The sequence below is a fragment of the Mycobacterium sp. IDUB_17 genome, assembly GCF_055419465.1.
The window spans coordinates 123,826-148,510 of record NZ_JBVAXS010000009.1 but is presented as its reverse complement, the minus strand read 5'-3'; the positions used below and the strand labels follow the sequence as shown (position 1 = coordinate 148,510).

At 66.7% G+C, this 24,685-nt stretch carries 23 protein-coding genes; 11 read left to right on the top strand and 12 right to left on the bottom strand.

Annotated elements, in window-relative coordinates; genetic code table 11:
* Positions 1 to 199: 199 nt before the first annotated feature.
* Entirely contained in the window at positions 200 to 697 is a 498-nt protein-coding gene (locus tag ACZYZ7_RS30235; protein WP_463742431.1) for a hypothetical protein, read from the top strand.
* Here ACZYZ7_RS30235 and ACZYZ7_RS30230 read toward each other — a convergent pair whose 3' ends face one another.
* On the bottom strand, positions 698 to 1,390 hold the full coding sequence (locus ACZYZ7_RS30230; protein ID WP_463742430.1) for a hypothetical protein: 693 nt from the start codon (positions 1,388 to 1,390) through the stop codon (positions 698 to 700). It lies immediately after the preceding gene.
* 54 nt (positions 1,391 to 1,444) lie between these two features.
* Between ACZYZ7_RS30230 and ACZYZ7_RS30225 the strand changes: the two genes are divergently transcribed.
* The gene (locus tag ACZYZ7_RS30225) at positions 1,445 to 2,185 is read left to right on the top strand and encodes a P-loop NTPase family protein (RefSeq protein ID WP_463742429.1); all 741 of its coding nucleotides are present in this window, start codon (positions 1,445 to 1,447) and stop codon (positions 2,183 to 2,185) included.
* 14 nt (positions 2,186 to 2,199) lie between these two features.
* Positions 2,200 to 4,194 carry a YhgE/Pip family protein gene (locus ACZYZ7_RS30220; RefSeq protein ID WP_463742440.1) on the top strand — a complete coding sequence of 665 codons (1,995 nt, stop codon included), beginning with the start codon at positions 2,200 to 2,202 and terminating at the stop codon, positions 4,192 to 4,194.
* 61 nt (positions 4,195 to 4,255) lie between these two features.
* On the opposite strand, the gene ACZYZ7_RS30215 is transcribed toward ACZYZ7_RS30220, so the two are convergent.
* Complete coding sequence (locus ACZYZ7_RS30215; protein ID WP_450072600.1) at positions 4,256 to 5,725, bottom strand: carboxyl transferase domain-containing protein; 1,470 nt, start codon at positions 5,723 to 5,725, stop codon at positions 4,256 to 4,258.
* A gap of 26 nt (positions 5,726 to 5,751) precedes the next feature.
* On the opposite strand from ACZYZ7_RS30215, the gene ACZYZ7_RS30210 reads away from it, so the two are divergent.
* The 6 genes from ACZYZ7_RS30210 to ACZYZ7_RS30185 all read left to right on the top strand — a co-directional run bounded on the left by ACZYZ7_RS30210 (position 5,752) and on the right by ACZYZ7_RS30185 (position 12,468).
* The gene (locus ACZYZ7_RS30210) at positions 5,752 to 6,486 is read left to right on the top strand and encodes an enoyl-CoA hydratase (protein WP_135458191.1); all 735 of its coding nucleotides are present in this window, start codon (positions 5,752 to 5,754) and stop codon (positions 6,484 to 6,486) included.
* A gap of 1 nt (position 6,487) precedes the next feature.
* Positions 6,488 to 7,603 carry an MBL fold metallo-hydrolase gene (locus ACZYZ7_RS30205; RefSeq protein ID WP_463742428.1) on the top strand — a complete coding sequence of 372 codons (1,116 nt, stop codon included), beginning with the start codon at positions 6,488 to 6,490 and terminating at the stop codon, positions 7,601 to 7,603.
* A 59-nt stretch (positions 7,604 to 7,662) separates the two neighbouring features.
* Positions 7,663 to 9,246 carry a serine hydrolase gene (locus ACZYZ7_RS30200; protein WP_463742427.1) on the top strand — a complete coding sequence of 528 codons (1,584 nt, stop codon included), beginning with the start codon at positions 7,663 to 7,665 and terminating at the stop codon, positions 9,244 to 9,246.
* A gap of 28 nt (positions 9,247 to 9,274) precedes the next feature.
* On the top strand, positions 9,275 to 11,767 hold the full coding sequence (locus ACZYZ7_RS30195; protein WP_135458183.1) for a cation-translocating P-type ATPase: 2,493 nt from the start codon (positions 9,275 to 9,277) through the stop codon (positions 11,765 to 11,767).
* 68 nt (positions 11,768 to 11,835) lie between these two features.
* Entirely contained in the window at positions 11,836 to 12,015 is a 180-nt protein-coding gene (locus ACZYZ7_RS30190; RefSeq protein ID WP_135458181.1) for an antitoxin, read from the top strand.
* A gap of 3 nt (positions 12,016 to 12,018) precedes the next feature.
* Positions 12,019 to 12,468, top strand: a complete 450-nt coding sequence (locus ACZYZ7_RS30185; protein WP_135458179.1) for a type II toxin-antitoxin system Rv0910 family toxin — start codon at positions 12,019 to 12,021, stop codon at positions 12,466 to 12,468.
* Positions 12,469 to 12,539: 71 nt separating this feature from the next.
* Here ACZYZ7_RS30185 and frdD read toward each other — a convergent pair whose 3' ends face one another.
* From frdD to ACZYZ7_RS30135, 10 genes are all read right to left on the bottom strand, one after another.
* Positions 12,540 to 12,899, bottom strand: a complete 360-nt coding sequence (gene frdD / locus ACZYZ7_RS30180; RefSeq protein WP_135458177.1) for a fumarate reductase subunit FrdD — start codon at positions 12,897 to 12,899, stop codon at positions 12,540 to 12,542.
* Positions 12,896 to 13,270, bottom strand: a complete 375-nt coding sequence (locus tag ACZYZ7_RS30175; RefSeq protein ID WP_463742426.1) for a succinate dehydrogenase/fumarate reductase transmembrane subunit — start codon at positions 13,268 to 13,270, stop codon at positions 12,896 to 12,898. The genes frdD and ACZYZ7_RS30175 overlap by 4 nt, the downstream gene beginning before the upstream one ends.
* The gene (locus tag ACZYZ7_RS30170) at positions 13,267 to 14,010 is read right to left on the bottom strand and encodes a succinate dehydrogenase/fumarate reductase iron-sulfur subunit (protein WP_463742425.1); all 744 of its coding nucleotides are present in this window, start codon (positions 14,008 to 14,010) and stop codon (positions 13,267 to 13,269) included. The genes ACZYZ7_RS30175 and ACZYZ7_RS30170 overlap by 4 nt, the downstream gene beginning before the upstream one ends.
* Before the next feature lies 1 nt (position 14,011).
* Complete coding sequence (frdA, locus tag ACZYZ7_RS30165) at positions 14,012 to 15,754, bottom strand: fumarate reductase (quinol) flavoprotein subunit (protein WP_463742424.1); 1,743 nt, start codon at positions 15,752 to 15,754, stop codon at positions 14,012 to 14,014.
* 9 nt (positions 15,755 to 15,763) lie between these two features.
* Positions 15,764 to 16,006, bottom strand: coding sequence for a hypothetical protein (locus tag ACZYZ7_RS30160; protein WP_135458169.1), 243 nt, complete (start codon positions 16,004 to 16,006; stop codon positions 15,764 to 15,766).
* A gap of 77 nt (positions 16,007 to 16,083) precedes the next feature.
* Positions 16,084 to 17,565, bottom strand: a complete 1,482-nt coding sequence (locus ACZYZ7_RS30155; protein ID WP_463742423.1) for an acyl-CoA synthetase — start codon at positions 17,563 to 17,565, stop codon at positions 16,084 to 16,086.
* Positions 17,562 to 18,347 carry an SDR family NAD(P)-dependent oxidoreductase gene (locus ACZYZ7_RS30150; protein ID WP_450072608.1) on the bottom strand — a complete coding sequence of 262 codons (786 nt, stop codon included), beginning with the start codon at positions 18,345 to 18,347 and terminating at the stop codon, positions 17,562 to 17,564. The genes ACZYZ7_RS30155 and ACZYZ7_RS30150 overlap by 4 nt, the downstream gene beginning before the upstream one ends.
* Before the next feature lies 1 nt (position 18,348).
* Positions 18,349 to 19,902 carry an AMP-binding protein gene (locus ACZYZ7_RS30145; protein ID WP_463742439.1) on the bottom strand — a complete coding sequence of 518 codons (1,554 nt, stop codon included), beginning with the start codon at positions 19,900 to 19,902 and terminating at the stop codon, positions 18,349 to 18,351.
* A gap of 18 nt (positions 19,903 to 19,920) precedes the next feature.
* Complete coding sequence (locus tag ACZYZ7_RS30140; RefSeq protein WP_135458163.1) at positions 19,921 to 20,658, bottom strand: GntR family transcriptional regulator; 738 nt, start codon at positions 20,656 to 20,658, stop codon at positions 19,921 to 19,923.
* Between the two features lie 5 nt (positions 20,659 to 20,663).
* Positions 20,664 to 22,277 carry a Vgb family protein gene (locus ACZYZ7_RS30135; protein ID WP_463742422.1) on the bottom strand — a complete coding sequence of 538 codons (1,614 nt, stop codon included), beginning with the start codon at positions 22,275 to 22,277 and terminating at the stop codon, positions 20,664 to 20,666.
* Positions 22,278 to 22,439: 162 nt separating this feature from the next.
* On the opposite strand from ACZYZ7_RS30135, the gene ACZYZ7_RS30130 reads away from it, so the two are divergent.
* Both ACZYZ7_RS30130 and ACZYZ7_RS30125 read left to right on the top strand, forming a co-directional pair.
* On the top strand, positions 22,440 to 23,297 hold the full coding sequence (locus ACZYZ7_RS30130; RefSeq protein ID WP_463742421.1) for an SDR family NAD(P)-dependent oxidoreductase: 858 nt from the start codon (positions 22,440 to 22,442) through the stop codon (positions 23,295 to 23,297).
* Between the two features lie 29 nt (positions 23,298 to 23,326).
* Entirely contained in the window at positions 23,327 to 24,658 is a 1,332-nt protein-coding gene (locus tag ACZYZ7_RS30125) for an aromatic ring-hydroxylating oxygenase subunit alpha (protein WP_463742438.1), read from the top strand.
* Positions 24,659 to 24,685 lie beyond the last annotated feature (27 nt).

Sequence of the window (24,685 nt, the reverse complement as noted above, 5' to 3'; positions counted from 1 at the left end):
CGGGTGGAAAAGTAGGACACCGCCGAACACAAATTAAGAATCGCCCCCCACTTTTTAGTGGGGGGCGATTCGCTTTTTAACCCACAATTCCATTTCCGATATTCGCAAGTATTAATTGCGCCGGCGCTGTGGCATTCGTCCGTTGTCGCGTCGTCGTCGCGGGCGAGTCGCAGTCGATGTTGTGCTCGGGCGATGAGTTTTGGCGGCGTGGCTGCTCTACCCAAGTGTGAAGTGTTTGCGTGCCGTTAAGACAGCGGCGGACGCCGATGGCTGCGACGATGAGGGTATGTCGGCCGCCGCGCACGTCTGCACTGTTCTGGGGCGGCGGACGTGTGCGCTCTTGGGTGCCGGCTCGGCACTCCTGCATGCGGTGATGCTCGGCTCGTCTGCCAACCCGGCGGCCGGGGCGGTGCTGGCCGTCATGATCGTGGGTTGTCTGTTCTGTGCGGCTCATCTGTGGCAGCGCGGTACTTCTGCAATCTGGTGCACGATCGCGTTGATGAACCTGGCGATGGTTGCTTTACACATGCCGATGCCTTCGCACGATCATGGCGTGGTTCTGGCCGGAGCTGCGATGCCGGCGCCGGCTTCAGCGATGGCGGCGGTGATGACATTGGCAGTGGTGCTGGCGCTGACCGAAGCCACCATCGCCGCAGTGGTGCTGTATTACCGCACCCGCCATACCTCGGTCATCTGATCAGGCCTCCAGCTCTCCGACGATCCTGCGCTCGATGCTCGCCCGGGTGCTGGCCGGCAGCACGATGAGCCCTTCGAGCTCCTTCTGGGCTCGCACGTAGGCGCTGCGGCGTTCGTCCGGTGTGGCGCCGTCGTCGGAGGCGAGTCGCAGCAGTTGTTGGGCCCGGGCGATGCGGTCCTGGGCGGCTTCCGAGAAGTCACTGCGTCGCCGACGGATCGCCTCGGCCTCGGCGATGTCGAAGGCCGTCACGTAGTCATGCACCGCGTCGCGGTATTCGAGTTGGGCGTTGCGGTCGCCGAGCAGATCCTCGGGTTTCTCGGGCCGGATCAGATCGGCGCGGCCGCGCGCCCGGTGAAACGCGATCGTCAACGGGTCCCGCATGTCGGTCATCAGCGGGAAGTCCAGCAGTTTGGCGAGGTCGATCTCGTAATCGAGCCACCGGGCATCGGTGCGGTCATGCTGTTCCAGCACCTTGGTCAGCTCCCGTTGGTGCTTCGTGTCAGCCGATTTGGCCGCCCCGGCGGCCCTGGCGATCTCGACCTTCGTCTGCTGCTTGATGCGGTACCGCTCGAGTCGGCGTTGGGCCCGGCGCTCGTTGGCAGCGGCGACGGCCCGAATACCGCCGCCGACGATTCCTCCCAGTGGAAAGATCAGCCACCAGAAATTTCCGGCGAAGTGCCACAGAGGCTCCACAAATCCAGAATGCCATTCCCGGTGCGGGCCCATCGGATGTGTTGTGATTGGCCCATGCCTGAGCAAAGTCCAGAGCCTGATCCCGGCGCGGACGAGCAAAAGCCTCCAGCCATCACCGCCCGCGGGATCACGATGCGTGGGCCGTGGGGTCCGGTTTACGGCCCAATCGATCTCGATATCGCCGAGGGCGGGGTGACGGTGTTGGCGGCACCAGCCGGTACCGGCCGGACCGCGCTGCTGATGACATTGGCCGGGCGGATGAAAACGGTGCGCGGAAAGCTGACCGTGTTCGGACATACCCGGGTGTCCGACATCTTCCGGTCTGCCGCGCTGGCCGGGATCGATGAGCTCGACACGGTGTCGGAGTCGGTGACCGTGCGCGACCTGGTGACCGAGCAACGTCGTTGGGACGCACCCTGGTACACGCTGGTCGGTCGGTCCGACGCCGACGACCTGGCGACGATGTGCGCCCCGGTGTTCGGTGATCTGCCGCTGCCGTCGTTGACGCAGTATTTCGACGGGCTCACCGAGCTCGACCAGCTGCTGCTGCGTATCGCGCTGGCCAATACCAAAACGCCACCGCTGCTGGTGGTCGGCAACCTCGACCATCTCACCGATGACCGCAATCGCGACGTCGTGCTGGGGCGTCTGATCGCGTTGGGGGAGAAGCAGACCGTGATCACCGCGACGGTCAACGGGGTGCCCGGCGATCTGGCCTTGGCGGTGCGAGATCAACTGACAGTGCCCAACACCACGCCGGCCGAGCTGGCCGGTTCGCAGAAAGGTGGCGAGTAGCCGTGCTTGCCGGAATGTCGCTGGGCACCGACCTCAAGCGTTTCTCGCGCGGCACGTTGCCCCGTGTCGCGCTGGTGACGGTCATCCTGTTGCCGCTGCTCTACGGTGCGATGTACCTGTGGGCCTTCTGGAACCCGTTCGGTGAGGTGAACAAGGTTCCGGTGGCGCTGGTCAACGAGGACCGGGGCACCGTCACGCAGGGACAGCAGGTCAGGGCCGGGGACGAGGTCGCCGATGCGCTGGTGGATTCGGGTCAGCTTCAGCTGCACCGGGTTTCGGCGCAAGAGGCGGCCGACGGGTTGGCGAGCGGCAAGTACTACTTCTCGATCACGCTGCCCGAGGATTTCAGCACCAGCATCTCGTCACCGTCGGGCGGCTCACCGCACCAGGCCGACGTCCGCTTCACGTTCAACGACGCCAACAACTATCTCGGCTCGATCATCGGCCAGAATGCGGCTCGTGAGGTGATCAACCAGATCAACGCGAACATCGGTGAACGCACGGTCGGCACCGTTCTGACCGGATTGACCGACGCCGGAGCCGGCCTGGTCAAGGCATCCGACGGTGCGCAGCAGTTGGCCACCGGGGGCGCCGCGGCCAATGACGGTGCGCACCGCCTCTCCGCCGGGGCCGACGCCCTTTCCGCGGGCCTGGTCACCGCGCGTGACGGGTCCGCGCAGCTGGCCGCGGGCACCAGGCAGCTGTCGACGGCGGTCGACAAGGCAACCGATCCACTGCTGACGGTGCTGGACCGGGTCAGTGGACTCGGTCTGGACCCCAACGAGGTTGGCATGGCCGCACAGCGGCTCTCGGGTGCGGTGCGCTCGACCACCGACCGGATCGCGGCGTTGAACATCGACCAGGCCCAGGCCGCGGCGATCGTCGACCAGGCGGTCGGCATCCTGCGCAACAGCCCCGATCCCGCGGTGCGCGACACCGGGGAGTTCCTGGCCGGCGCACAACGGCTGCTTGTCGCCCGCGGCCTCGACCCCACCACCGATGAGGGTCTGATCCGCCTGCGCGACAACGCCACCCAGCTGGAGAACGAGCTGGGTGACCCGAACAGCAAGCTGCGGGTATTCATCACCAAGGCGGTCACCGGCGGGTTGCGCTCCGACGTCGTCAAATTGCGCGACGGCGCACACCAACTCAACGACGGCGCCCAGCGGCTCAACAGCGGACTGGTGCAGCTTTCCAGCGGAGGGCGCCAACTATCCAGTGGGGCACGCGAACTCGCCGCGGGCACGGAAAAGCTGCAGGCCGGCAACCAGCAGCTGGCCACCGCGCTCAAGCAGGGCTCGACCCAGGTGCCGTCCTGGACCCCGCAGCAGCGCACCGAGGTGGCGCGGACCCTGGCCGCCCCCGTGGCGCTGGACATCCAGACACACAATCCGGCCGCCACGTTCGGCACCGGATTCGCGCCGTTCTTCCTGCCTCTGGCGTTGTTCATCGGTGCACTCATCATCTGGATGTTGTTGAAGCCGTTGCAGTCCCGCCCGGTGGTCAACGGGCTGGGGGCACTGCGGGTGGTGCTGGCCTCCTACTGGCCCGCCCTGCTGATCGTGTTCTGCCAGGTCGTCGTGATGTACGTGGTCGTGCATTTCGGGGTGGGTCTGCAAGCGAGATACCCGCTGGCCACCGTGGCGTTCCTGCTGCTGGTCGCGGGCACGTTCCTGGCCCTGATCCAGGCGTTCAACGCACTGTTCGGGGTGTCGGTGGGCCGGGTGGTGACGCTGGCCTTCCTGATGCTGCAACTGGTCTCGGCCGGCGGTATCTATCCGGTGGAGACCACCGCGAAACCCTTCCAGATACTGCACCCGGTCGATCCGATGACGTACGCGGTCAACGGCCTTCGGCAGTTGATCGTGGGCGGGATCGATTCGCGGTTGTGGATCGCGATCGTGGTGCTGTTCGGTGTGCTGGTGGTGTCGCTGGCCGGCAGTTCCTGGGCCGCGCGAAGAGACCGGCAGTACACCATGGACAGGTTGCACCCGCCGATCGAAGTGTGACAGGTGATTTGTGGAGTTCTAGCCGCGCCGTGGACGGCTGAAACTCCACAAATCGCTGGAGTCAGAGCCCGATCCGCCGGTAGCGGTCAAGCCGGGTCTGCAATCGCTGCTCGTCGGGCACCGCGCGCAGTTGGGCCAGCTCGTTGGCGATGGCCGTCGACAGCCGCTCGGTGAAGGCCCGCGGTTCGTCGGCGGCATCGGGATGTTCGGGCACGATCGCGTCGGCAATGCCGTTGCGTAGCAGGTCGACAGAGCGAACCCCTTGTCCGGCAGCCAGTTCCGCGGCATGTGCGGTATCGCGGTACACGATCGCGCTGGCGCCCTCGGGCGGCAGCGGGGCCAGCCAGCCGTTCGCGGCGGCCAGCACCCGGTCGGCGGGCACCATCGCCAGTGCGGGACCGCCGCTGCCCTGGCCCATCAGCACCGACACCGTGGGCGTGTTCAGCGTGACCAATTCGGCCAGGCAGCGGGCGATCTCGCCGGCCAGCCCGCCCTGCTCGGCCTCGATAGACAGGGCCGGGCCCGGGGTGTCGATCACCAGTACCAGCGGCAGTTGCAGTCCGGCCGCCAAGGCCATGCCACGTCGTGCCTCCCGCAGTGCGCCGGGCCCGACCAGCCCACCCTCGCTGTGGCGCTGGCCGAGCACCACCGCGGGCTGCCCACCAAAACGGGCCAGGGCCAGCAGCATCGTCGCGGCCTCGCCGCGTTCGGTACCGGACAGCAGCACCCGGTCGGTCGCGCCGTGCCGCAGCAGGTAGCCGACCCCGGGCCGGTCCGGGCGCCGCGAAGCCAGTACCGACTCCCAGGCCGGCACATCGGGCAGAGGCTCGGGGGCCGCGGCGGCGGGGGGCGGGCCAGGCGGGTCGGCGACCACGCGCAGCGTGCGGTCCAGGGTGTCGCGCAGCAGCGCGAGCGGCACCACCCCGTCGATCACACCGTGGGCGTGCAGGTTCTCGGCGGTCTGCACGCCGGACGGGAAGGGTTCGCCGTACAGGTGCTCATAAACCCGTGGGCCGAGAAAGCCGATCAGCGCACCCGGCTCGGCGGCGGTGACGTGCCCCAGCGAACCCCAGGAGGCGAACACGCCGCCGGTGGTGGGGTGGCGCAGATACACCAGGTAGGGCAGGTGGGCCTGCTTGTGCAGTTCGACGGCCGCGGCGATCTTGACCATCTGCAGGAACGCCACCGTGCCTTCCTGCATACGGGTGCCGCCGGAGCTCGGTGAGGCCAGCAGCGGCAGCCGCTCGGCTGTGGCTCTCGTCACCGCGGCGGTGATCCGCTCGGCGGCGGCCACCCCGATCGACCCGGCGAGGAAGTCGAACTCGCACGCCACCACGGCCACCCGGCGGCCGAAGATGGTGCCTTCCCCGGTCAGCACCGACTCGTCGAGCCCGGTCTTCGCCGACGCATCGGCCAGTTCGCGCTGGTAATCCGCAGAGCGGGCGACCTCGACGGGCGGTGCGTCCCAACTGCGGAACGAGCCTTCGTCGAGCACTGCATCACGAAGCGCGCGGGCGCCGATCCGACTCACGGCGCCAGCCTATATAGGCTGGCCACATGATTGGTGTGACCAGAGACGGCAATGTCCTGACCCTGGAACTGCAACGCGAAGAGCGGCGCAACGCGCTGAACTGCGAGCTTGTCGACAGCCTGCGGGAAGCGGTCGAGAATGCTGCCGAGCAGGACGTCCGGGCAATCGTGCTGACTGGGGCCGGCTCGGTGTTCAGCTCAGGCGCGGACCTGACCGATGCCGCGGGCATGGCCGAAAAGCTCCCAGACAAGGCGCTGGCGCTGAACTTGGCGATCGACAGGACCCCGGTTCCGGTGATCGGCGCGATCAACGGCCCGGCGATCGGCGCGGGCGTCATCCTTTCGATGATCTGCGATCTGCGGGTCGTCGCCCCTGACGCCTACTTCCAGTTCCCCGTCGCCCGGTACGGCCTGGCCCTCGACAACTGGAGTATCCGCCGGCTGACCTCGCTGGTCGGCCACGGCCGGGCGCGGGGAATGCTGCTCGGCGCCGAGAAGCTCACCGCGGAGACCGCGCTTCAGACCGGGATGGCCAACCGCATCGGCACGCTGGCCGACGCGCAGAAGTGGGCCGCCGAGCTTGCCGGGTTCGCCCCGCTGGCGCTGCAGCACGCCAAGCGGGTGCTCAATGACGACGGTGCTTACGAGGAGTCGTGGCCGGCCCACAAGGAGCTGTTCGACAAGGCGTGGGGCAGCCAGGACGTCATCGAAGCCCAGGTGGCCCGGATCGAGAAGCGCCCGCCGAACTTCAACGGGGCCTGACGTGCTGCGCGCTGCGCTGCGGTTGGGCACCAGGTCGGCTTCAGTGCTGGCCGGCGGGTGGTTGGTGCGCGCGCTGAACGGGACCTATGCCTCGGTGGGGGCCCTGCCTCGCGACATCCGCCCGGCGGCGCAGCGGTCCACGCAGTACGCCGACGGTGTGTTCGTCAACGTCGAGCCGGCATCGCCCGGGATCAGCATGAGCTCCGAAGAGTGGCGCATGCTGATCGCCGAGATGTTCGCCCCGCGCTCGGCCAGCCGGCCGCCCGGGCCGATCCCGCTGGCCGAGCCGTCCGAAAATGCCGACGGGGAAGCCGCGGCCTGCGCGGTGTCCTGGTACGGGCACTCCACCGCGCTGGTCGAGATCGATGGCTACCGGGTGCTGACGGATCCGGTCTGGAGTCAGCGCTGCTCGCCGTCGCGGGTGGTGGGACCGCAACGGCTGCACGAGCCGCCGCTGCCGCTGGAGGCGCTGCCTGCCGTCGACGCCGTGGTGATCAGTCATGATCACTACGACCATCTCGACATCGAGACGATCCTGGGGTTGGTCCGCACGCAGCGGGCGCCATTCGTGGTGCCGCTGGGGATCGGCGCGCATCTGCGTAAGTGGCGGATTCCCGAAGACCGCATCATCGAGCTGGACTGGAACGAGAGCCACCGGATCGGCGAGCTGACCCTGGTGTGCACGCCGGCCCGCCACTTCTCGGGGCGGCTGTTCCAGCGCAACACCACGCTGTGGGCCTCGTGGGCTTTCATCGGGCCGCAACATCGGGCGTTCTTCGGCGGCGATACCGGCTACACCAAGAGCTTCTCCGAAATCGGTTCGGAATACGGGCCTTTCGATCTGACCCTGCTACCGGTCGGTGCTTACCACCCGGCCTGGCCCGACATTCACATGAATCCCGAGGAAGCGGTGCGCGCCCACCTGGACGTCACCGATTCCGGTCTGCTGGTGCCGGTTCACTGGGGCACGTTCCGGCTGGCCCCGCACCCCTGGGTGGATCCGGTGCGGCGGTTGCTGGCGGCGGCCGACCCGGCCGGGGTGCCTGTCGTGGTGCCGAAGCCCGGCCAGCGGGTCGACCGGGAATCTCCTGTGGTGGACCCGTGGTGGCAGATGTAGCCCCACTTGTAACCGCATTGCACCGAGCCCGGGCGGGTTTGCGGGCATACTCGCGTCCTGTGTCGAACCTTCGCGTCGTGGCGCGTACCGCCGCAGTGGGCCTCGCGGTGGGTATCGCCCTGACGGGCTGCGTCAACTCCACCCAACCCGCCCAGCCGATCGCCGACCAGCCGCCGCCGCTGGTGCCCGCGATGCCGTTGCCGGAGAACGCCGTGCACAACGCTGTCGCCAGGCTGGACGGTATCGCCGAGGAGCTGGTGCGCGATGCGAAGATCCCCGGTATGGCCGTTGCCGTGGTGCATGGCGGAAAGACGGTGTACGCGAAAGGTTTCGGCGTCCGCGATGTGCGTGACGGCGATGCCGACGGCAACCGGGTGGACGCTGACACGGTGTTCCAGCTGGCCTCGCTGTCGAAATCGCTGTCGGCCACCGTGGTTGCCCAACAGGTCGGCGCGGGTGCTGTCGAATGGGATACCCCGGTGGTTTCCAAGCTGCCATGGTTCGCACTGTCGGACCCCACGACCACCCGGCTGGTGACTGTGGGAGACATGTTCGCGCACCGGTCGGGTCTGCCCGACCATGCCGGGGACAAGCTCGAGGATCTCGGCTATGACCGGCGCTACGTGCTGGAGCATCTGCGCCGACTCCCTCTGGAACCGTTCCGGATCTCCTACGCCTACACCAACTTCGGGCTCACCGCAGGGGCCGAGGCGGTGGCGGCGGGTGCCGGGAAGGACTGGGCGGACCTGTCCCGGGAGGTGCTGTACCGGCCGCTCGGGATGAGCTCGACGAGTTCGCGTTTCGCCGATTTCCAGGTCAGGGCCAACCGGGCCGTCGGGCACATCCGGATCGACGACCGATACGAGCCGCAGTACGTGCGGGATCCCGACCCACAATCGCCTGCCGGCGGGGCGAGCTCCTCGGTCAACGATGTCGCCCGCTGGCTGGCCATGGTGCTGGCCAACGGCAAGTATGCGGACCGGCAGATCGTCGACGAGAAGGCGCTGCTTCCCGCCCTCACCCCGCAGGCGGTGTCGAGCCGTGCGACGGAGCCCGCGATGCGGTCCGAGTTCTACGGTTACGGGTTCAACGTCGGGTCGACCTCGGCCGCCCGAATGCAACTCAGCCATTCTGGGGCTTTCGAGCTTGGGGCGGCAGCCAATTTCGTCGTCCTGCCGTCGGCCGATGTGGCCATCGTGGCGCTCACCAACGCCACACCGACGGGCGTACCGGAAACGCTGACCGCGGAGTTCGCCGACCTGGTGCAGTTCGGCGAGGTGCGCGAGGACTGGCGCAAGCGATTCGCCGACGCGTTCGCCGAGATGGATGCGCCGGAGGGCGAATTGGTGGGCAAGCAGCCGCCCGCGGATCCGGCACCTGCCAAGCCTCTTTCGGGCTACACCGGGGTGTATCGCAACGATTACTGGGGGCCGGCCACCGTGACCGAAAAGGACGGGAAGCTGAACCTGGCGCTGGGGCAGAAGCTCAGCGTGCCGCTTGAGCATTGGGACGGTGACGTGTTCACCTTCAGGTTCGTCACCGAAAACGCCCCGCCGGGAACCATCTCCAAGGCGACGTTTTCCGGTGACAGACTGACGCTGGAGTATTTCGACGAGGACGGGACGGGGGCTTTCGCCCGATGAGCAGCTTGCGCGAAGAGAGGCAGCCCCGATGACCATGACCACAGCAGCCGGTCTGAGCGAAGCCGAGGTGGCCCAGCGGGTTGCCGAGGGTAAGTCCAACGATGTCCCGACGCGTGCCGCGCGGACCATCTCCGAGATCATCCGCGGCAACGTGTTCACCCGGATCAATGCGATTCTGGGTGTGCTGTTCCTGATTGTGATATCGACGGGGTCGGTGATCAACGGCGCCTTCGGCCTCCTGATCATCGCCAACAGCGCGATCGGCATCATTCAGGAGATCCGGGCCAAGCAGACCCTGGACAAGCTGGCCATCGTGGGCCAGGCCAAGCCCACCGTGCGCCGCGAATCCGGTAGTCGCGCAGTGCTGCCCAGCGAGGTGGTGCTCGACGACATCATCGAACTCGGGCCCGGCGATCAGATCGTGGTGGACGGTGAGGTTATCGAGGAATCCAACCTTGAGGTCGACGAGTCGTTGCTGACCGGTGAGGCCGACCCGATCGTCAAGGAACTGGGCGAGGCGGTGATGTCGGGCAGTTTCGTGGTCGCGGGCTCCGGCGCCTACCGGGCCACCAAGGTGGGACACGAGGCCTACGCCGCCAAGCTGGCCGAAGAGGCCTCCAAGTTCACCCTGGTGAAATCCGAACTGCGCAACGGCATCAACAAGATTCTCCAGGTCATCACGTACATGCTGGTGCCGGCGGGGCTGCTGATCATCTACAGCCAGCTGTTCACCACCGACCCCGAGATGCTGGATTCGCTCAAGCAGACCTACCACGACATCGTCGACAACGAGGGTGGTTGGCGAGAGTCACTGGCAATCATCATGAGTCAGATCTTCACCACCGATGCGGTGTGGCATGAACCGGTGCTACGCATGGTGGGTGCGTTGGTGCCGATGGTGCCCGAAGGCCTGGTGCTGATGACCTCACTCGCGTTCGCGGTCGGGGTGGTGCGGCTGGGCCGGCGCCAGTGCCTGGTCAATGAGCTTCCCGCGATCGAGGGCCTGGCCCGCGTCGACGTGGTGTGTGCCGACAAGACCGGAACGCTGACCGAAAACGGTATGCGGGTAAGTGATCTCAAGCTCTGCCAGCAGGGCCGCGAAGATGCTGTTGCGCAGGTACTGGCGCAGCTGGCCTCCGATGACGCCCGGCCCAACGCCAGCATGGTGGCGATCGCCGAGGCCTACGGCACGCCGCCGGGCTGGACGGCCACCGCGACGGCCCCGTTCAAGTCGGCCACCAAGTGGAGCGGCGCGTCTTACGGCGAGCACGGCAACTGGGTGATCGGCGCCCCGGATGTGTTGTTGGACTCCAGCTCACCGGTGGCCGAGCAAGCCGAGGAGATCGGTGCCAAGGGGCTGCGGGTGCTGCTGGTCGGGTCCTCCGATCTGGCGGTCGACGCGCCGCGGGCCCCCGGAACCGTCACTCCCGTCGCGTTGGTGGTGCTGGAGCAGCGGATCCGGCCGGATGCCGGTGAAACGCTCGATTACTTTGCTTCCCAGCATGTCTCGGTCAAGGTGATCTCGGGTGACAACGCGGTGTCGGTGGGCGCGGTGGCGGGCAAACTGGGCCTGCACGGCGAGACGATGGACGCCAGGCAGTTGCCCCACGAGCCGGAGCAGCTGGCCGACGCGCTGGAGGAGTACACCACGTTCGGCCGGGTGCGCCCGGATCAGAAGCGGGCCATGGTGCATGCCTTGCAGTCGCGCGGGCACACGGTGGCCATGACCGGGGACGGCGTCAACGACGTGCTGGCCCTCAAGGACGCCGACATCGGTGTCGCGATGGGTTCGGGCAGTTCGGCCTCGCGCGCGGTGGCTCAGATCGTGTTGCTGGACAACAAGTTCGCCACGCTGCCCTACGTGGTCGGCGAGGGCCGGCGGGTGATCGGCAACATCGAGCGGGTCTCGAACCTGTTCCTCACCAAGACCGTCTACTCGGTGCTGCTGGCGATCCTGGTCGGGTTGGCCGGGTTGTCGTCCAAGTTGTTCGGCACCGATCCGCTGTTGTTCCCGTTCCAGCCGATCCACGTCACCATCGCGGCCTGGTTCACCATCGGCATCCCGGCATTCATCCTGTCGCTGGCCCCGAACAATGAACAGGCCCATTCGGGTTTCGTGCGCCGGGTGATGACGGCGGCGCTGCCCTCGGGCGTGGTGGTGGGTACTGCCACGTTCGTCTCCTACCTGGTGGCCTATGAGGGCCGGGCGGCCGGCCTGGTGGGGCAGACGCAGGCCTCGACGGCGGCACTCATCACCTTGTTGGTGTCTTCGTTGTGGGTGCTGTCGGTGGTGGCCCGCCCGTACGAGTGGTGGCGCGTGGCGCTGGTCGCGGTCTCCGGGCTGGCGTATGTGCTGATCTTCTGTTTGCCGCTGGCTCAACGCCTGTTCATGCTGGATCCGTCGAATCTCAAGGTCACCGCAATCGCGCTGGGCATCGGCCTGGTCGGGGCCGCGTTGATCGAGGCGCTGTGGTGGGTCCAGGGCATGGTCCTGGGGGAGAAGCGCCGGTTGTGGAGATAGCTGGCAGCGGGGAGAATGCGGAGCGTTCGGTAGACACCGAGAAGGTATCGAGAAGATAGGGTGGGATGATGGGATTCCTGGACAAGGCCAAGGACCTTCTGTCGCAGAATGCTGACAAGGTCGAGCAGGCCATCGACAAGGCCGGCGACATCGTCGACGAGAAGACGCAGGGCAAGTACTCCAGCGTGGTCGACAAGGCGCAAGAAGCGGCGAAGAACGCCCTCGACAAGGAAGAACCGCAGCAGTAGCTTATGGCCAAATTGTCTGTCTCCGTCGATGTTCCGTTGCCGCCGGAGAAGGCGTGGGAGTACGCCTCTGATCTGTCCCGATACGACGAGTGGCTCAGCATCCACCGGGCATGGCGGTCGAAGTTGCCCGAAACCCTGGAAAAGGGCACGGTCATCGACTCGATCGTCGAGGTCAAGGGCATGCTGAACCGCGTGAAGTGGACGCTGGTGAATTACAAGCCGCCGCAGTCCTTGACCCTCAACGGCGAGGGCCGTGGCGGGGTAAAGGTCAAGCTGATCGGAAAGATCACGCCGGCCGCCGTTGATGGGGGAGAGGGCGCGAAAGTGTCCTTCGATGTCCACCTCGGCGGACCTGCGCTGTTCGGGCCGATCGGCATGGTGGTCGCGGCCGCGCTCAAGGGCGATATCCAGCAGTCACTCAACAAGTTCAAGGCGCTCTACGCGTCGTCGTAATTTCTCTCGCCGAGCAGACGCAAAACTGCCCTTTCTCTAGGGAAAACAGGCAGTTTTGCGTCTGTTCGCCGTTAGAGGGTGAGCAACACCCAGATCGCTGCGATCGAGCCCAAAGCGGCCGCGCCGTAACTGCAGACCGCGATCGCCCGGTCGAAGCGACCGAGTTTCAGGCCGTGCTCGAGCATGAAGCGGAACCTGTGGGCCCAGTGGAAGAGTCCCAGCACAAAGATGCCGGCGAGCACGATCCTGGTCAGCGGATTGCGCACCACGGCCAGCAGATGTGTTGGATCTGGGGCGTCGAGAAGGCCGAGTGGGAACACCACGCCGAACAGCAACATCAGCACCGGTAGCGTCAGCGCGGTCACCATACCGCCGGCCGAGAACAACAGCCAGAAGTACGGTTCCGGCGTCCGACGGGCCGGCGTGCTCATGTCAGCACCACCCATGCGATCACCGCCGAGACGACGAGCCATGCGAGGTGATGGCCGGCGAGCACCGCGCCCGCGGGCACCTGCCGGCCCCGCAGGTGCACGATCATCGCGCGTGGCGCCAGGCTGAACCAGGTCACGGTGTGCAACAACAGCAATGCCAGCGTCACCAGGTTCAGTGCGATCACCAGCGGGTGGCTGCTGAAGTCCTGAAACCAGTCATAGCGGCCCGTGCCGAGCGCCCACACCAGCAATCCCAGATACACCACCGACCAGGCCACGGCCTTGCAGCTGGCCTCGCGGAGCATGTACCGCAGGTAGGACGGTCGTTTGACCCACCACAACACGGGCACCGGCTGTCGATACGTCGTCATCGCGCGGCCCTCGGGAGAAGCAGGCTCTTCACCGAATGTGTTGCGGCCGTGAGCTTGTAGCGCTGGATCGCGCCGGCCGGATCGACACCCTTCGGGCAGGCCACCGAGCATTCACCGACATAGGTGCACGCCCAGGCTCCGTCCGCGGCGGCCAGCACATCGCGCCGGTCCTCCTCGCCTTCGTCGCGGGAATCCAGGTTGTACCGCTGGGCCAACGCGATCGCCGCCGGCCCCAGGAAGTCCGGGTCCAGCGCGTAGACCGGACACGCCGAGTAGCACAGCATGCAGTTGATGCACATGCTGAACTTCTTGAACTCCTCCATTTCGGCTGGGGTTTGGAGGTATTCGGCATCCTCGGCCGGGGTGTCGCCGTCGCGGATGATCCACGGCTTGACCCGGGGGAGTTTGGTCATGAAGTCGCTGATGTCGACGACGAGATCGCGGATCACCGGGAAGTTGCGCATCGGCTCCACCCGCACCGGCCCGGGCAGATAGTCGACGAGAAAGGTGGCGCAGGCCAGTTTCGGGTCACCGTTGATGGTCATGCCGCAGCTGCCGCAGATCCCCATCCGGCAGGACCACCGGAAGCTCAGCGTGCCGTCGAGCCGGTCCTTGATGTAGTTCAGTCCGTCCAGGACCGCCCACTCCCGGGTGAGCGGAACATCGTAGGACTGCAGCACCGGCTCGGTATCGGTTTCGGGTCGATATCGAGCCACCTCCATGACAATTCGGTCTGCCATCTCATCTCCCGTAGACGCGTTCGCCCGGTGGCCAGCGGGTGATTTTGACCGGCATATAGGCGATCCGCGCTGAGCCGTCGGGCTCTCGATGGGCCATGGTGTGGGCGAGGAACTGCTCGTCGTCGCGGCTGGGGAAGTCGGTCCGCTGGTGAGCGCCGCGGGATTCCGTGCGGTGTGAGGCCGATTCGATGATCGTCTGGGCGATGTCGAGCATTCCCGACAGCTCCAGAAATGCCAGCAGCTCCGTGTTGAACGTGTGGCTGTGATCGTCGATGCCGGCATTGGCGAAGCGCGCCTGCAGTTCCCGCACCTGCTCGGCCGCCTTGGTCAGGGTGGGGCCGTCGCGGTAGATACCGGCCGCGGTCTCCAGCACGCTCTGCATGTCGGTGCGAATGTCGGCGATGCGTTCACCGCCGCTTTCGGCGCGCCGGCTCAGGTCGTGTTCCAGGCGCTGCTCCTCGGTGCGGGCTTGGGTCTGCACCGAGGCGGAGGCGGCACCGGCCCGGGACACGTACTCGGCTGCGGCGCATCCGGCCCGGGCGCCGAACACCAGCAGCTCGGGCAGTGAGTTCGAACCCAGCCGGTTGGCCCCGTTGATGCTGACGCACGCGGTCTCACCGGCCGCATAGAGACCGGGAAGTGTTGTGGCGCCGCTGATGTCGGTGTGGACCCCGCCCATCATGTAGTGCACGACGGGTCGCACCGGCACCAGTTCGGATACCGGGTCGATGTGCTGATAGTCGCGGCACAGTTCCCGGACGAACGGAAGCTTGGCGTCGATGAGCTTGGCCCCCAGGTGTCGTAGGTCCAGGTAAACAACCGGACCGTAAGGGGTTTCGTCAGTACGGCCTTTCTCCAGCTCGTGGATGAACGCCTGCGACAGCCGGTCGCGCGGACCGAGCTCCATGCTGCGCAGCTTGGGTTCGGGTGTGGGCGTGCCCAGGTCGTAATCCTGCAGGTACCGGTAGCCGTCCTTGTTGAGCAGCCATCCCCCCTCGGCGCGGGCGGCCTCGGTGATCAGGATGCCGGTGAACGGCAACCCGGTGGGGTGATACTGCACGAATTCCATGTCCTTGAGCGGTGCTCCGGCCCGGAACGCCAACGCCATTCCGTCGCCGGTCTTGATGTTGGCGTTGGTGGTGAACGGGAACACCCGGCCGCATCCGCCGGTGCACATGATCACCGCGTCGGCCAGGATGGTCTCGATGCGTCCGGTGGCCAACTCGATCGCGACCAGACCGCGTACCGCGCCGTCGTCGACCAGCAATGTGGTGGCGAACCATTCGTCGTAACGTGCGATGCCCGGATAAGAAAGCACCCGCTGGAACAAGGTGTGCAGCAGGTGGAATCCGGTCTTGTCGGCGGCGAACCAGGTGCGCAGGTTCTTCATGCCGCCGAAGGCGCGGACGGCGATGTGCCCGTCCGGGGTACGGCTCCACGGACAACCCCAATGCTCGAGCTGCATGAGCTCACGGGGTGCCTCGGCGACGAACGCCTCGACCGCATCCTGATCGCAGAGCCAGTCCCCGCCGGAAATCGTGTCGTAGGCATGCTCGTCGATGCTGTCGTCGGCTCCGGCCACGGCGGCCGCACCGCCTTCTGCCGACACCGTGTGGCTGCGCATCGGGTACACCTTCGACACGATCGCAACGGACAGACGCGGGTTCGCCTCGGCGATGGCGATCGCGGCGCGCAGACCGGCGCCGCCCCCTCCGATCACCACTATGTCGTGTGAGGCCGTCATCGGCGGTTCTCAGACTTCGAAAGCCTCATGTTCGCCGCAGCGCTCGTCTCTCAGGACTTTGCCGTCGTGCCTGATGGTGCGGATGCTGACGCAGCCGTCGTGGTAGGTGTGCCGAATATCGCGGCAGCCGCAGGCGAACGTGAAGTCGTCGAAGCTCAGGCCGTCGTCGTCATTCTCGATGTGGTGGTCGCCCTGTGTGGTTCGTCCACAGGGTGCCTTCTGGCTGGGGAAATGCGTCGTTGTGGCGGTCATCGTCCCGCCTCCTCGGGTCCGGCGTAAGTGATCCAGATCACCTCAGGGTATGCCTGTCGCAACCCACCCGTCCATGGCTACTTCAACTGGTCCCGGAGTTCCCGCTTGAGCACCTTGCCGTAGCTGTTCTTGGGCAGCGCGTCGATGAACTCGTAGCGCTTGGGCCGTTTGAACCGGGCGATGCGTTCCAGCAGGTGAGCGTCGAGCGCTGCCGCGTCGATCTCGCCGGTTCCGGCGGCGACCACGAACGCCACCACCACCTCACCCCAGTCCGCATCTGGTGCCCCCACCACGCCGGCCTCGACCACGCAGGGGTGTTCCAGCAGTGCTTCTTCCACCTCGCGGGGATAGATGTTGCTGCCCCCGCTGATCACCACGTCCTTGGAGCGATCGCGCAGGGTGAGGTAGCCGCGCGCATCGAAGGAACCCATGTCGCCGGTGTGCAACCAGCCGTCCTTGAGCGTGGCGGCGGTGGCGACCGGGTTGTTCCAGTAACCCGACATGACGACGTCCCCGCGGCAGACGATCTCGCCGATCTCGTCGACGGCAGCTGGGGTGCCGTCTGCGGTGAGCACGGCGACCTCGACGCCGGAACGCGGATACCCCACCGAGCCCAGCGTCGCATCGTCGGCATCAATGTGGTCGCGACGGCGCAGCCCGGTGATCGTCATCGGCGCTTCGCCCTGCCCGTAGAGCTGCACGAAGATCGGGCCGTAGGCCGCCAGCGATTTCTTGAGGCTGTCGACGTACATCGGTCCGCCCCCGTACACCACGGTTTTCAGGTTCTCGGGCCGGGGCCGGCCGGTCTGGATCAGGCGCTGCACCATGGTCGGTGCCAGAAAGGCGCTACTGCCGGGGTGGTGGCCGCACAGATCCAGAAACTCGTCGGGTTCGAACGCCGCGGATTCGGGCACCACCTGGCGGGCGCCGCGCAGCACGTAGGGCGGGATGTACAGGCCGGAGCCGTGCGACATCGGGGCGCCGTGGATCAGGCTGCAGTTCTCGTCCGGGTCGTCGAAATCGGCCAGGTGCGCCACCGTCATCGCCATCAGGTTGCGGTGGGACAGCATGGCGCCCTTGGACTTTCCGGTGGTACCACTGGTGTAGAACAGCCAGGCAAGGGAGCTCGGGGCAGTGGTCGGCGGGTCTGCCGGCTCAGCGCCGAACCGGCCCGAGTAGCTGTCGGTGCCGATGGTCTCGACGGGTACGTCGGCTACCGTGGCCAGGCCGTCGGCGATCTTGGCCGACGCGAACACCTGCGCCGCACCGGAATCGGCCAGGATGTCGGCCATCTCGCGGGGATGCAGCTTGTAGTTGATCGGCACGAACACGCACTCGGCCGCCCAGATGGCGAACATCAGCTCGACGATCTCGGGCCGGTTCTCGCTGGCGACGGCGACGCGGGTGCCGAGATCGCCGAGCGACTTCAGCGAGGTGGCCAGCCGCAGCACGCGGTCGCGCAACTGTGCCCAGGTGAGCAGCTGACGTTCGCCCAGAAAGACCGCGCCCCGGTCACCGAACCGGGCGGCGGCCTGATCGAGCACCGCGAAAACGTTCATGACTGAGACCCATCCTCAATCCATTTGGCGCGCAGCGCGAAATCGGAGAGATACTTCGTCGAGCTCCAGCCGCCGTCGACGACGATGGTCTGCCCGTTGATGAAGCTGCCGCCGTCGGAGCACAGGAACGCCACGGTGGCGGCGATGTCCTCGACCCGGCCCAGCCGGGTGTGCGGGGTCATCTCGGTCTGCATCTTGCGGAAGCCCGGATCGTCGAGACGTCGCTCGACCATTGGGGTGACGGTGACGCCGGGGGCCACCGCGTTGCACCGGATGCCCTGCGCGCCGTATTGGCACGCGATGTGGGTGGTCAGTGCGGTCAATCCGCCCTTGGCGGCCGAGTACGCTCCGCCGCGCAGCCCACCGACGATGGCGAAGGTAGAGGTCACGTTGATGATGGCCGAGCCAGGTCCCATGTGGGGCAGCACATCTCGCGCCAACCGAAAGGGCGCCCGCAACATGATCCCCAGGAAGCGGTCCAAGGTTTCGTCATCGGTCTCGTGCAGGGGTTTGGGGCTGCCGATGCCGGCGTTGTTGATCAGGAAGTCGATGCGGCCCCAGCGGGACAACGCCGCCTCGACGATGCGCTGTGGTGCGTCATCCTCGGTGAGGTCGACGGCCAGGGTCGCGATCCGGTCCGGGTCACCCACCGCTCGTTCGAGTTCGGCGAGCCGGTCCTGGTCTCGGCCGGTTCCGAGCACGGCCATGCCCGCGTCGGCAAGCGTGGTGGCACAGCCGAATCCGATGCCGCTGCTGGCTCCGGTGACGATCGCGACCTGCATTCTATTCGCCCTTCAACCGTGCTCGGATCTGATGCTTCAGTACTTTGCCCGCGTCGTTCTTCGGCAGAGCATCCCAGATCTCCACCTGCTCGGGTGTTTTGAACCGGGCCAGACCATGCTCGGCCAGGACCCGGCCCAGGTCGGTCACGTCGGGGCGCGGAACGTCGGCGGTCACCAGCACCGCGCAGGCACGTTCCCCGGTGCGGTCGTCGGGCAGGCCGACCACGGCTACCTCGATGATGCCGAGGTGACCGATCAGAAGGTCCTCGACTTCCTTGGGGGAGATGTTCTCGCCGTTGCGGATGATGAGGTCCTTGGTCCGACCGGTCACTTGAAGGTAGTCGCCGTCGACCCATCGCCCGAGGTCCCCGGTGCGGAAGAAGCCGTCCTCGTCAAAGGACTCGATCTCGTCCTCTGGGTGCAGGTACCCGAGCAGCATCTGCGGGCCTCGGGCCCGGATCTCGCCGGAGACCAGCCGGATCTCGGCGATGCCGGGACGGCCGTCGGTCTCCGCGGCGTGCTCGGTGCCCCCGGGGATCAATGAGCCGACAGTGGTGACCGGAACCTCGGTGGAGCCGTACACCCGGCTGACCGCAGCCCGCTCGAAGTAGTCCGAGGCCCGCCGGATGAGCGAGGGCGGCACCGATGCGCCACCGCAGATGAACACCTTGAGATCGGGCAGCCGGGTGCCGGATCGTTCGGCGGCCCCCAGGAGCTGCTCCAGAAACGGTGTGGCCCCGGCCATGTGGGTGCACTTGCGTTCGGTCAGCAGGGCCACGCCGTCCTCGGCGTTCCAGCGCTGCATCAGCACGGCGGTGCTGCCCAGTAACAAGGGGCATTCGAAGGCGTAGATGGAGCCACCGATGTGGGCGATGGGGGACGGCACCAGGAAGGTGTCCCCGGGATCGATCATCCAGTGCTCGCGCAGCTGCAGGATCAGTGCGTTGATCGAGTTGTGGCTGTGCAGCACGCCTTTGGGGCGTCCGGTGGTGCCTGAGGTGTACATGATCATCCGGACGTCGTCCGGGTCGAGCCTGGGCAGGTCCCGGTCGGGCGCGGCGGGCAGGGTGTCGAATGCGCGGTGCGGGCCCGGATCCCCGCGCAGCACCACCACTTCCGGAGGTGCGTCCATCTGACTGCACACCCGGGTGAGCATCGCGGCGTAGTCGTGGTTACCGAACTGGGCGGGGATGAAGATTGCGCGACTGTGCGCATCGTCGAGGATGAAGCACAGTTCCCGGTCGCGTAGTGAGGGCAGGATCGGGTTGACCGTCATGCCGGCGAGTGTGGCGCCCAGGTAGATGGTCGCGGCCTCGTGCCAGTTGGGCAGCATGAAGGACACCACGCTGCCCACCGGCATCCAATCGGTGAGCTGCAGTGCCAGTGCCCGTGCCCGGTCGTGCAATTCGCGGGCCGTCAGGGTGACGTCACCGTCGACCACCAGTACCCGGTCGGGGGTGTCACGCGCCGCGTCGGCGAGGGCGTCGGCCAACGTGGTGGACACCCACAACCCTCGGGCGTAGGCGTCCGCCGCACGCGCCTCGTCCCGTCGCACCAGATTCCGCACGGTGCCTCAGCCCTTGACCCGGCGCATCGTCATGGAGTGGCGGAACCGGTCCGACGGGTGGGTGTTGACGGTGACCTGGGCGATCTCCCCGTCGGAGGTGGTGTAGGTGCGTTGCATCTGCAGGGCCGCGGTGCCTGCGGCGACCTTGAGGCCCGCGGCGAGCTCCGGCGACGTGACGATCGCTGAGATCTCCTGGTGCACTTGGACGATGCTGACCCCGAACAGATCCTCGATCAGCGGGAAGATCGGACCGGAATGTCGCTGCAACAGCCGCCCGACGGCGGCGAAGCTGCGGTTGATGAAGTACTCGGTGCGGCACACCGGTGCCGGATCACCATCGGCTTGCCGGTAGCCACGGACCGCCAGCCATTGCTCGCCGAGCGGGAGTCCGGTGCGTTCGGCCAACTCGCCGTCGATCGTGACCATGGCGTTGGACTCGATGGTGAACTGGGCGCCGGTGGCGAAGGCCAGCAGGTCGTTGATCGAGACCACGTCCTGGGCATAGGTATTGGTCGCGGCCCGCTGGGCCACCGTGGTGCCGGCCCGCGGCCGCGACGTGACGAGGTTGTCGTCGCGCAGACGCCGCAGCGCCTCGCGCACCGTGTAGCGGCTGACTTCGAAGCGCTCGCACAGTTCGTGTTCGGTGGGCAATTGTGAGCCGACCGGGTACACCCCGTCGACGATCTCCTTGCGGAGGGTGCGTGCGACCTGGAGATAACGGTGGTCGGCGGGGGTGACGGTCATGGGTGTCAGCTCCTGCGCAGCGCCAGCACGCTGCCGTCGCCGTCGGCCGAGATGTACAGGGTTCCATCGCCTCCGGCGGTGATCCCGGCGAACGGGCCCTGCGGGCCGGAGAAGGGGGGCATGCCCTTGAGTGGCTTGGGGGTCACTCCGGGCGGCGGGCCGACCGGCAGCCCGGTGGCGATCGTGGTGCGGCCCGCATCGTTCAGGTCGTAACCGATCAGTTCTTTGCTGCCCGAATCGACGATGTAGAGCACGCCGTCGCGCACGAGAATGCCGTGCGGCGTGTGCAATCCGTCGACGAGCGGGGCGGCACTCCCACCGCTCACCCGGAGAACGGCACCGGCCACCGACACCAGCGGTGCACCGTCGGGTCCGATCACCACCCCGACCGGGGTGTCCAGGCCGGAAGCCAGCACGCTCACCGAGCCGTCGCGCACCGAAAGCAGCCGTCCCGCACCCTGTTCGACGACGACCACCGAGCCATCGGGCGCCTGTGCCACGCCGTAGGGCTGGTCGATACCGCTGGCGAGTACCTGGCTCACCTCATCTTCGGCGCCGCCCGGGCGGAACCGAGCCACCGTATCCGCGGCGGTGGTGACGATGAATTCTCCTGGTCCCGAGGCGATCACCCCGCGCAGGAAACCTGGATAGCCGGGGGAAAACAGCATTGCGACGGTCTGCAGGCCACCGTCGGGGCCCACCCGGTAGAAGTAGGTGCCGTCGGCGACGTAGAGATCGCCGTCGGAGCCGACGGCCAGATCCAGCGGCCAGTTGAGCCCGCCCGGCAGCAGGGCCTCGGTGCCGCCGCCCGACAGGATCTCGGTGATCTCGCCGGTGAAGTTCGAGACGAACAGCCGGCCGTCGACAAAGGTGCAGTTGTCCAGGCCGGGGTTCAGCTGGGCGAGCAGCGTCTGCTCGCCGTTGCGCGGGTCGATGCGCAGCACCTGGCCGCTGGCCACCTGGGTGGAGACGATCAAGCCGTCGGCGTCGAACTTGACCGAGTCCGGTACTCCGAGCCCGCCGGCCACCACCTGGGGGTAGCCCCCGTCAGGATCGATACGCCAGATCTCGTTCGCGCCCATCACCGGGAAATACAGCAGCCCGTCGGGGCCCACCTCCATGGCATTGGGCGAGGGCACGTTCTCCAGCAGGATGCGCGGGGCGCCGCCGGATAGGTCGAACTCCATCAGCCGGCCGCCCTCGCGGCATTCTCCGACGAACAGCCGACCCTGATGGACGGTGATGCCGTTGGCCGAGGGGATGTCGTCGCGCAGCACGCGGGTGGTGCCGTCGGCTGCGCGCACGCTGACCCGGCCGTCCATCACCTCGGTGGCGTAGAGGTTGCCGCTCGAGTCGAACGCCACGTCGTCAGGGGCGATGATGTCGCCGCCCTTGGCACTGACGGTTTCCAGCCGGCCGGTTCCCAGATCGAGCGCGCTGATCTGGCTGCCGGTGACCTGGGCGACGTAGATACGGCCGTCCGGGCCGGTGCGCAGGCCGTTCGCGCCGAAAAGCCGGCTGGGACCCGTGACCTGCTCCAGCGTCCAGTTCTCGGCCACGGACGGGTTTGCGGTGTACCTCGCGTTGGCGATGCCGGGATTTGCCGATAGGGCGCTCATGACCTCGGACGTTAGCAACTTGTCGTAGTCCAGACAATAGCCATCGAAACCTCAGATCCACCCTTGACGGTTGAATAACTGCTGCGGAATAGTGTTCTCCAATATGAAGATCGTCATTTGTTGTCCGGACAATTAAGATAATCGAGTCGGCAAGGGTTGCGAATGGACAGTTCCCTGAGCTTGGACGGCCGCGTTGTGGTGGTGTCGGGCGCCGGTGGTGGCGGCATCGGCACCACCGTCACGCGGATGGCGGCCGAGGCCGGGGCCACGGTGGTGGCGGTGAGCCGATCGCGGGACAACCTCGACACGCACGTCGCACCGCTGGCCGACAAGGGACTGAACGTGGTGGCGGTGGCCGCCGACGCCTCCACCGATGAGGGCATCGCGACGGTGCTGAATGCGGTGCGTCGCGTTCAATCTGACGGGCGGGGGACGCTGTACGGGCTGGTGAATGTCGCCGGCGGCGCGGCGCCGTCCACCTGGATGCCCGCCACCCGGGTGTCACGGGCCGACTGGCGCGAATTGTTCACCGCGAACCTGGAGACCATGTTCTTCATGAGTCAGGCCGTGGCCGAAGAGATTCGCGGCCAGGGGACCCCGGGCTCGATCGTGTCAGTGTCCTCGATCAGCGGGATGAACACCGCGCCCTATCACGTCGCCTACGGCACGGCGAAGGCCGCGATCGTGGCGGCCACCCGCACCATGGCCGCAGAGCTTGCCGCCGAAGGTATCCGGGTCAATGCCGTTGCTCCCGGGGTGACCGAAACCGCCGCCTCGGCAACTTATGTCGATGCCGACCCCGACCGTGACCAGCGGGCGATCGCGATGGGCCGGCGCGGTACTCCCGAGGAGCAGGCCGGGGCCATCCTGTTCCTGCTCTCGGATCTGTCGAGCTACATCACCGGCCAGACCATCCTGGTCGACGGCGGGCTCAACCTGCGCTGGACCCATCTCGGCGCCGACAACACCTCGCTGTTCCTCAAGGACGACGACTTCCGCGCGGCCATAAGGAGGCATTAGTGACCGAACCAGAAGAACTGTCCGACCCGATGACCATCGCGGTCGATGCCTACATCTCACCGGAATACGCACGCAATGAACGGGATCGGCTGTGGCGCAAGGTGTGGCAGCAGGTCGGCCGGATCGAGGATCTGCCGGAGGTGGGCAGCTACCTCACCTACGACATCCTCGACGATTCGGTCCTGGTGGTACGCACCGCGCCCGGCTCGTCGGCGGGATCCTTCGCCGCCCATCACAACGTGTGCATGCACCGCGGGCGGCGGCTCGTCGACACCCCGGCCGGCGCCAAGAATGCCTGCGCGCGCACCCGCAAGTCGTTCATGTGCGGGTTCCACGGCTGGACCTATGACCTCAAGGGGACCTGCACCCACATCCGGGAGCAGGACGATTGGCAGGGCGCACTGACACCGGAGAACACCCACCTGTCCGGAGTCCGGGTCGACACCTGGGGTGGCTGGCTGTTCATCAACATGGACCCCGACTGTGAACCGTTGGCGGACTTCCTGTTTCCGGCCGCCAAGATCCTCGACCCGTTCGGTCTGGAGAACATGCGCTACAAGTGGCGCAAATGGCTGAACTTCGACTGCAATTGGAAAGTCGCGATGGAGGCCTTCAACGAGACCTACCACGTGTTCACCACGCACCCCGAGTTCAACCAGTTCGGTGAGTTCAAGGGCTGGGCCAAGGCGCAGGGCAGGCATTCCAACATCGGTTATGACGCACCGAAGGACATGGAGGAGACCAAGTCCAAGATCCGGCTCGGCACCGGTGATCCGCGCATCTCCACGGCCGAGATGCAGGTCTACACCATGGAAGAGACCAACGCGACGACCACGCAGACACTGGTCAACGCGGCCAAGCGGCTCGTCGACGAGCTGCCCGAGGGCACGCCCGCCGACAAGGTGCTCGAGCACTGGCTGTCCTCGGCCCGCCGCGACGACGAGGCCCGCGGCGTGGTCTGGCCGACGATCCCGCCCGACATCCTCGGGCAGAGCGGCACCGCCTGGCAGATCTTCCCGAACTTCCAGATCGGCCAGGGCCTGACCAGCGCGCTGTGCTACAGCGCCCGGCCCGATCCGAGCTACGACCCGGACAAGTGCATCTTCGAGGTGAGCGTGTTCGAGCTCTATCCCAAAGGCGAAGAGCCGCAGACCGAATGGGAATACACCCCGTCCGACAGCCCGAACTGGCGCTCGGTGCTGCCGCAGGACTTCTCCAACATGGCCGCAGTACAGCAGGGCATGAAGTCCGCAGGATTCCCCGGGACAAAGCCGAACCCGTACCGCGAACGCAGCACCGTCAACCTGCACTACCAACTTTCCAAGTACATGGGCACCGGAGAACCCCGCGACATCCAGTGATTTGGGTGCATCCAGCGGCGGTCAGCG

Excerpts from the sequence above, each read along its gene's own strand:
- ACZYZ7_RS30225 (WP_463742429.1), top strand. The coding sequence starts at position 1,445 with ATGCCTGAGCAAAGTCCAGAGCCTGATCCCGGCGCGGACGAGCAAAAG.
- ACZYZ7_RS30220 (WP_463742440.1), top strand. The coding sequence starts at position 2,200 with ATGTCGCTGGGCACCGACCTCAAGCGTTTCTCGCGCGGCACGTTGCCC.
- ACZYZ7_RS30210 (WP_135458191.1), top strand. The coding sequence starts at position 5,752 with ATGATTGGTGTGACCAGAGACGGCAATGTCCTGACCCTGGAACTGCAA.
- ACZYZ7_RS30195 (WP_135458183.1), top strand. The coding sequence starts at position 9,275 with ATGACCATGACCACAGCAGCCGGTCTGAGCGAAGCCGAGGTGGCCCAG.
- ACZYZ7_RS30190 (WP_135458181.1), top strand. The coding sequence starts at position 11,836 with ATGGGATTCCTGGACAAGGCCAAGGACCTTCTGTCGCAGAATGCTGAC.
- ACZYZ7_RS30185 (WP_135458179.1), top strand. The coding sequence starts at position 12,019 with ATGGCCAAATTGTCTGTCTCCGTCGATGTTCCGTTGCCGCCGGAGAAG.
- frdD (WP_135458177.1), bottom strand. The coding sequence starts at position 12,899 with ATGAGCACGCCGGCCCGTCGGACGCCGGAACCGTACTTCTGGCTGTTG.
- ACZYZ7_RS30175 (WP_463742426.1), bottom strand. The coding sequence starts at position 13,270 with ATGACGACGTATCGACAGCCGGTGCCCGTGTTGTGGTGGGTCAAACGA.
- ACZYZ7_RS30170 (WP_463742425.1), bottom strand. The coding sequence starts at position 14,010 with ATGGCAGACCGAATTGTCATGGAGGTGGCTCGATATCGACCCGAAACC.
- frdA (WP_463742424.1), bottom strand. The coding sequence starts at position 15,754 with ATGACGGCCTCACACGACATAGTGGTGATCGGAGGGGGCGGCGCCGGT.
- ACZYZ7_RS30160 (WP_135458169.1), bottom strand. The coding sequence starts at position 16,006 with ATGACCGCCACAACGACGCATTTCCCCAGCCAGAAGGCACCCTGTGGA.
- ACZYZ7_RS30155 (WP_463742423.1), bottom strand. The coding sequence starts at position 17,565 with ATGAACGTTTTCGCGGTGCTCGATCAGGCCGCCGCCCGGTTCGGTGAC.
- ACZYZ7_RS30150 (WP_450072608.1), bottom strand. The coding sequence starts at position 18,347 with ATGCAGGTCGCGATCGTCACCGGAGCCAGCAGCGGCATCGGATTCGGC.
- ACZYZ7_RS30140 (WP_135458163.1), bottom strand. The coding sequence starts at position 20,658 with ATGACCGTCACCCCCGCCGACCACCGTTATCTCCAGGTCGCACGCACC.
- ACZYZ7_RS30135 (WP_463742422.1), bottom strand. The coding sequence starts at position 22,277 with ATGAGCGCCCTATCGGCAAATCCCGGCATCGCCAACGCGAGGTACACC.
- ACZYZ7_RS30130 (WP_463742421.1), top strand. The coding sequence starts at position 22,440 with ATGGACAGTTCCCTGAGCTTGGACGGCCGCGTTGTGGTGGTGTCGGGC.
- ACZYZ7_RS30125 (WP_463742438.1), top strand. The coding sequence starts at position 23,327 with ATGACCATCGCGGTCGATGCCTACATCTCACCGGAATACGCACGCAAT.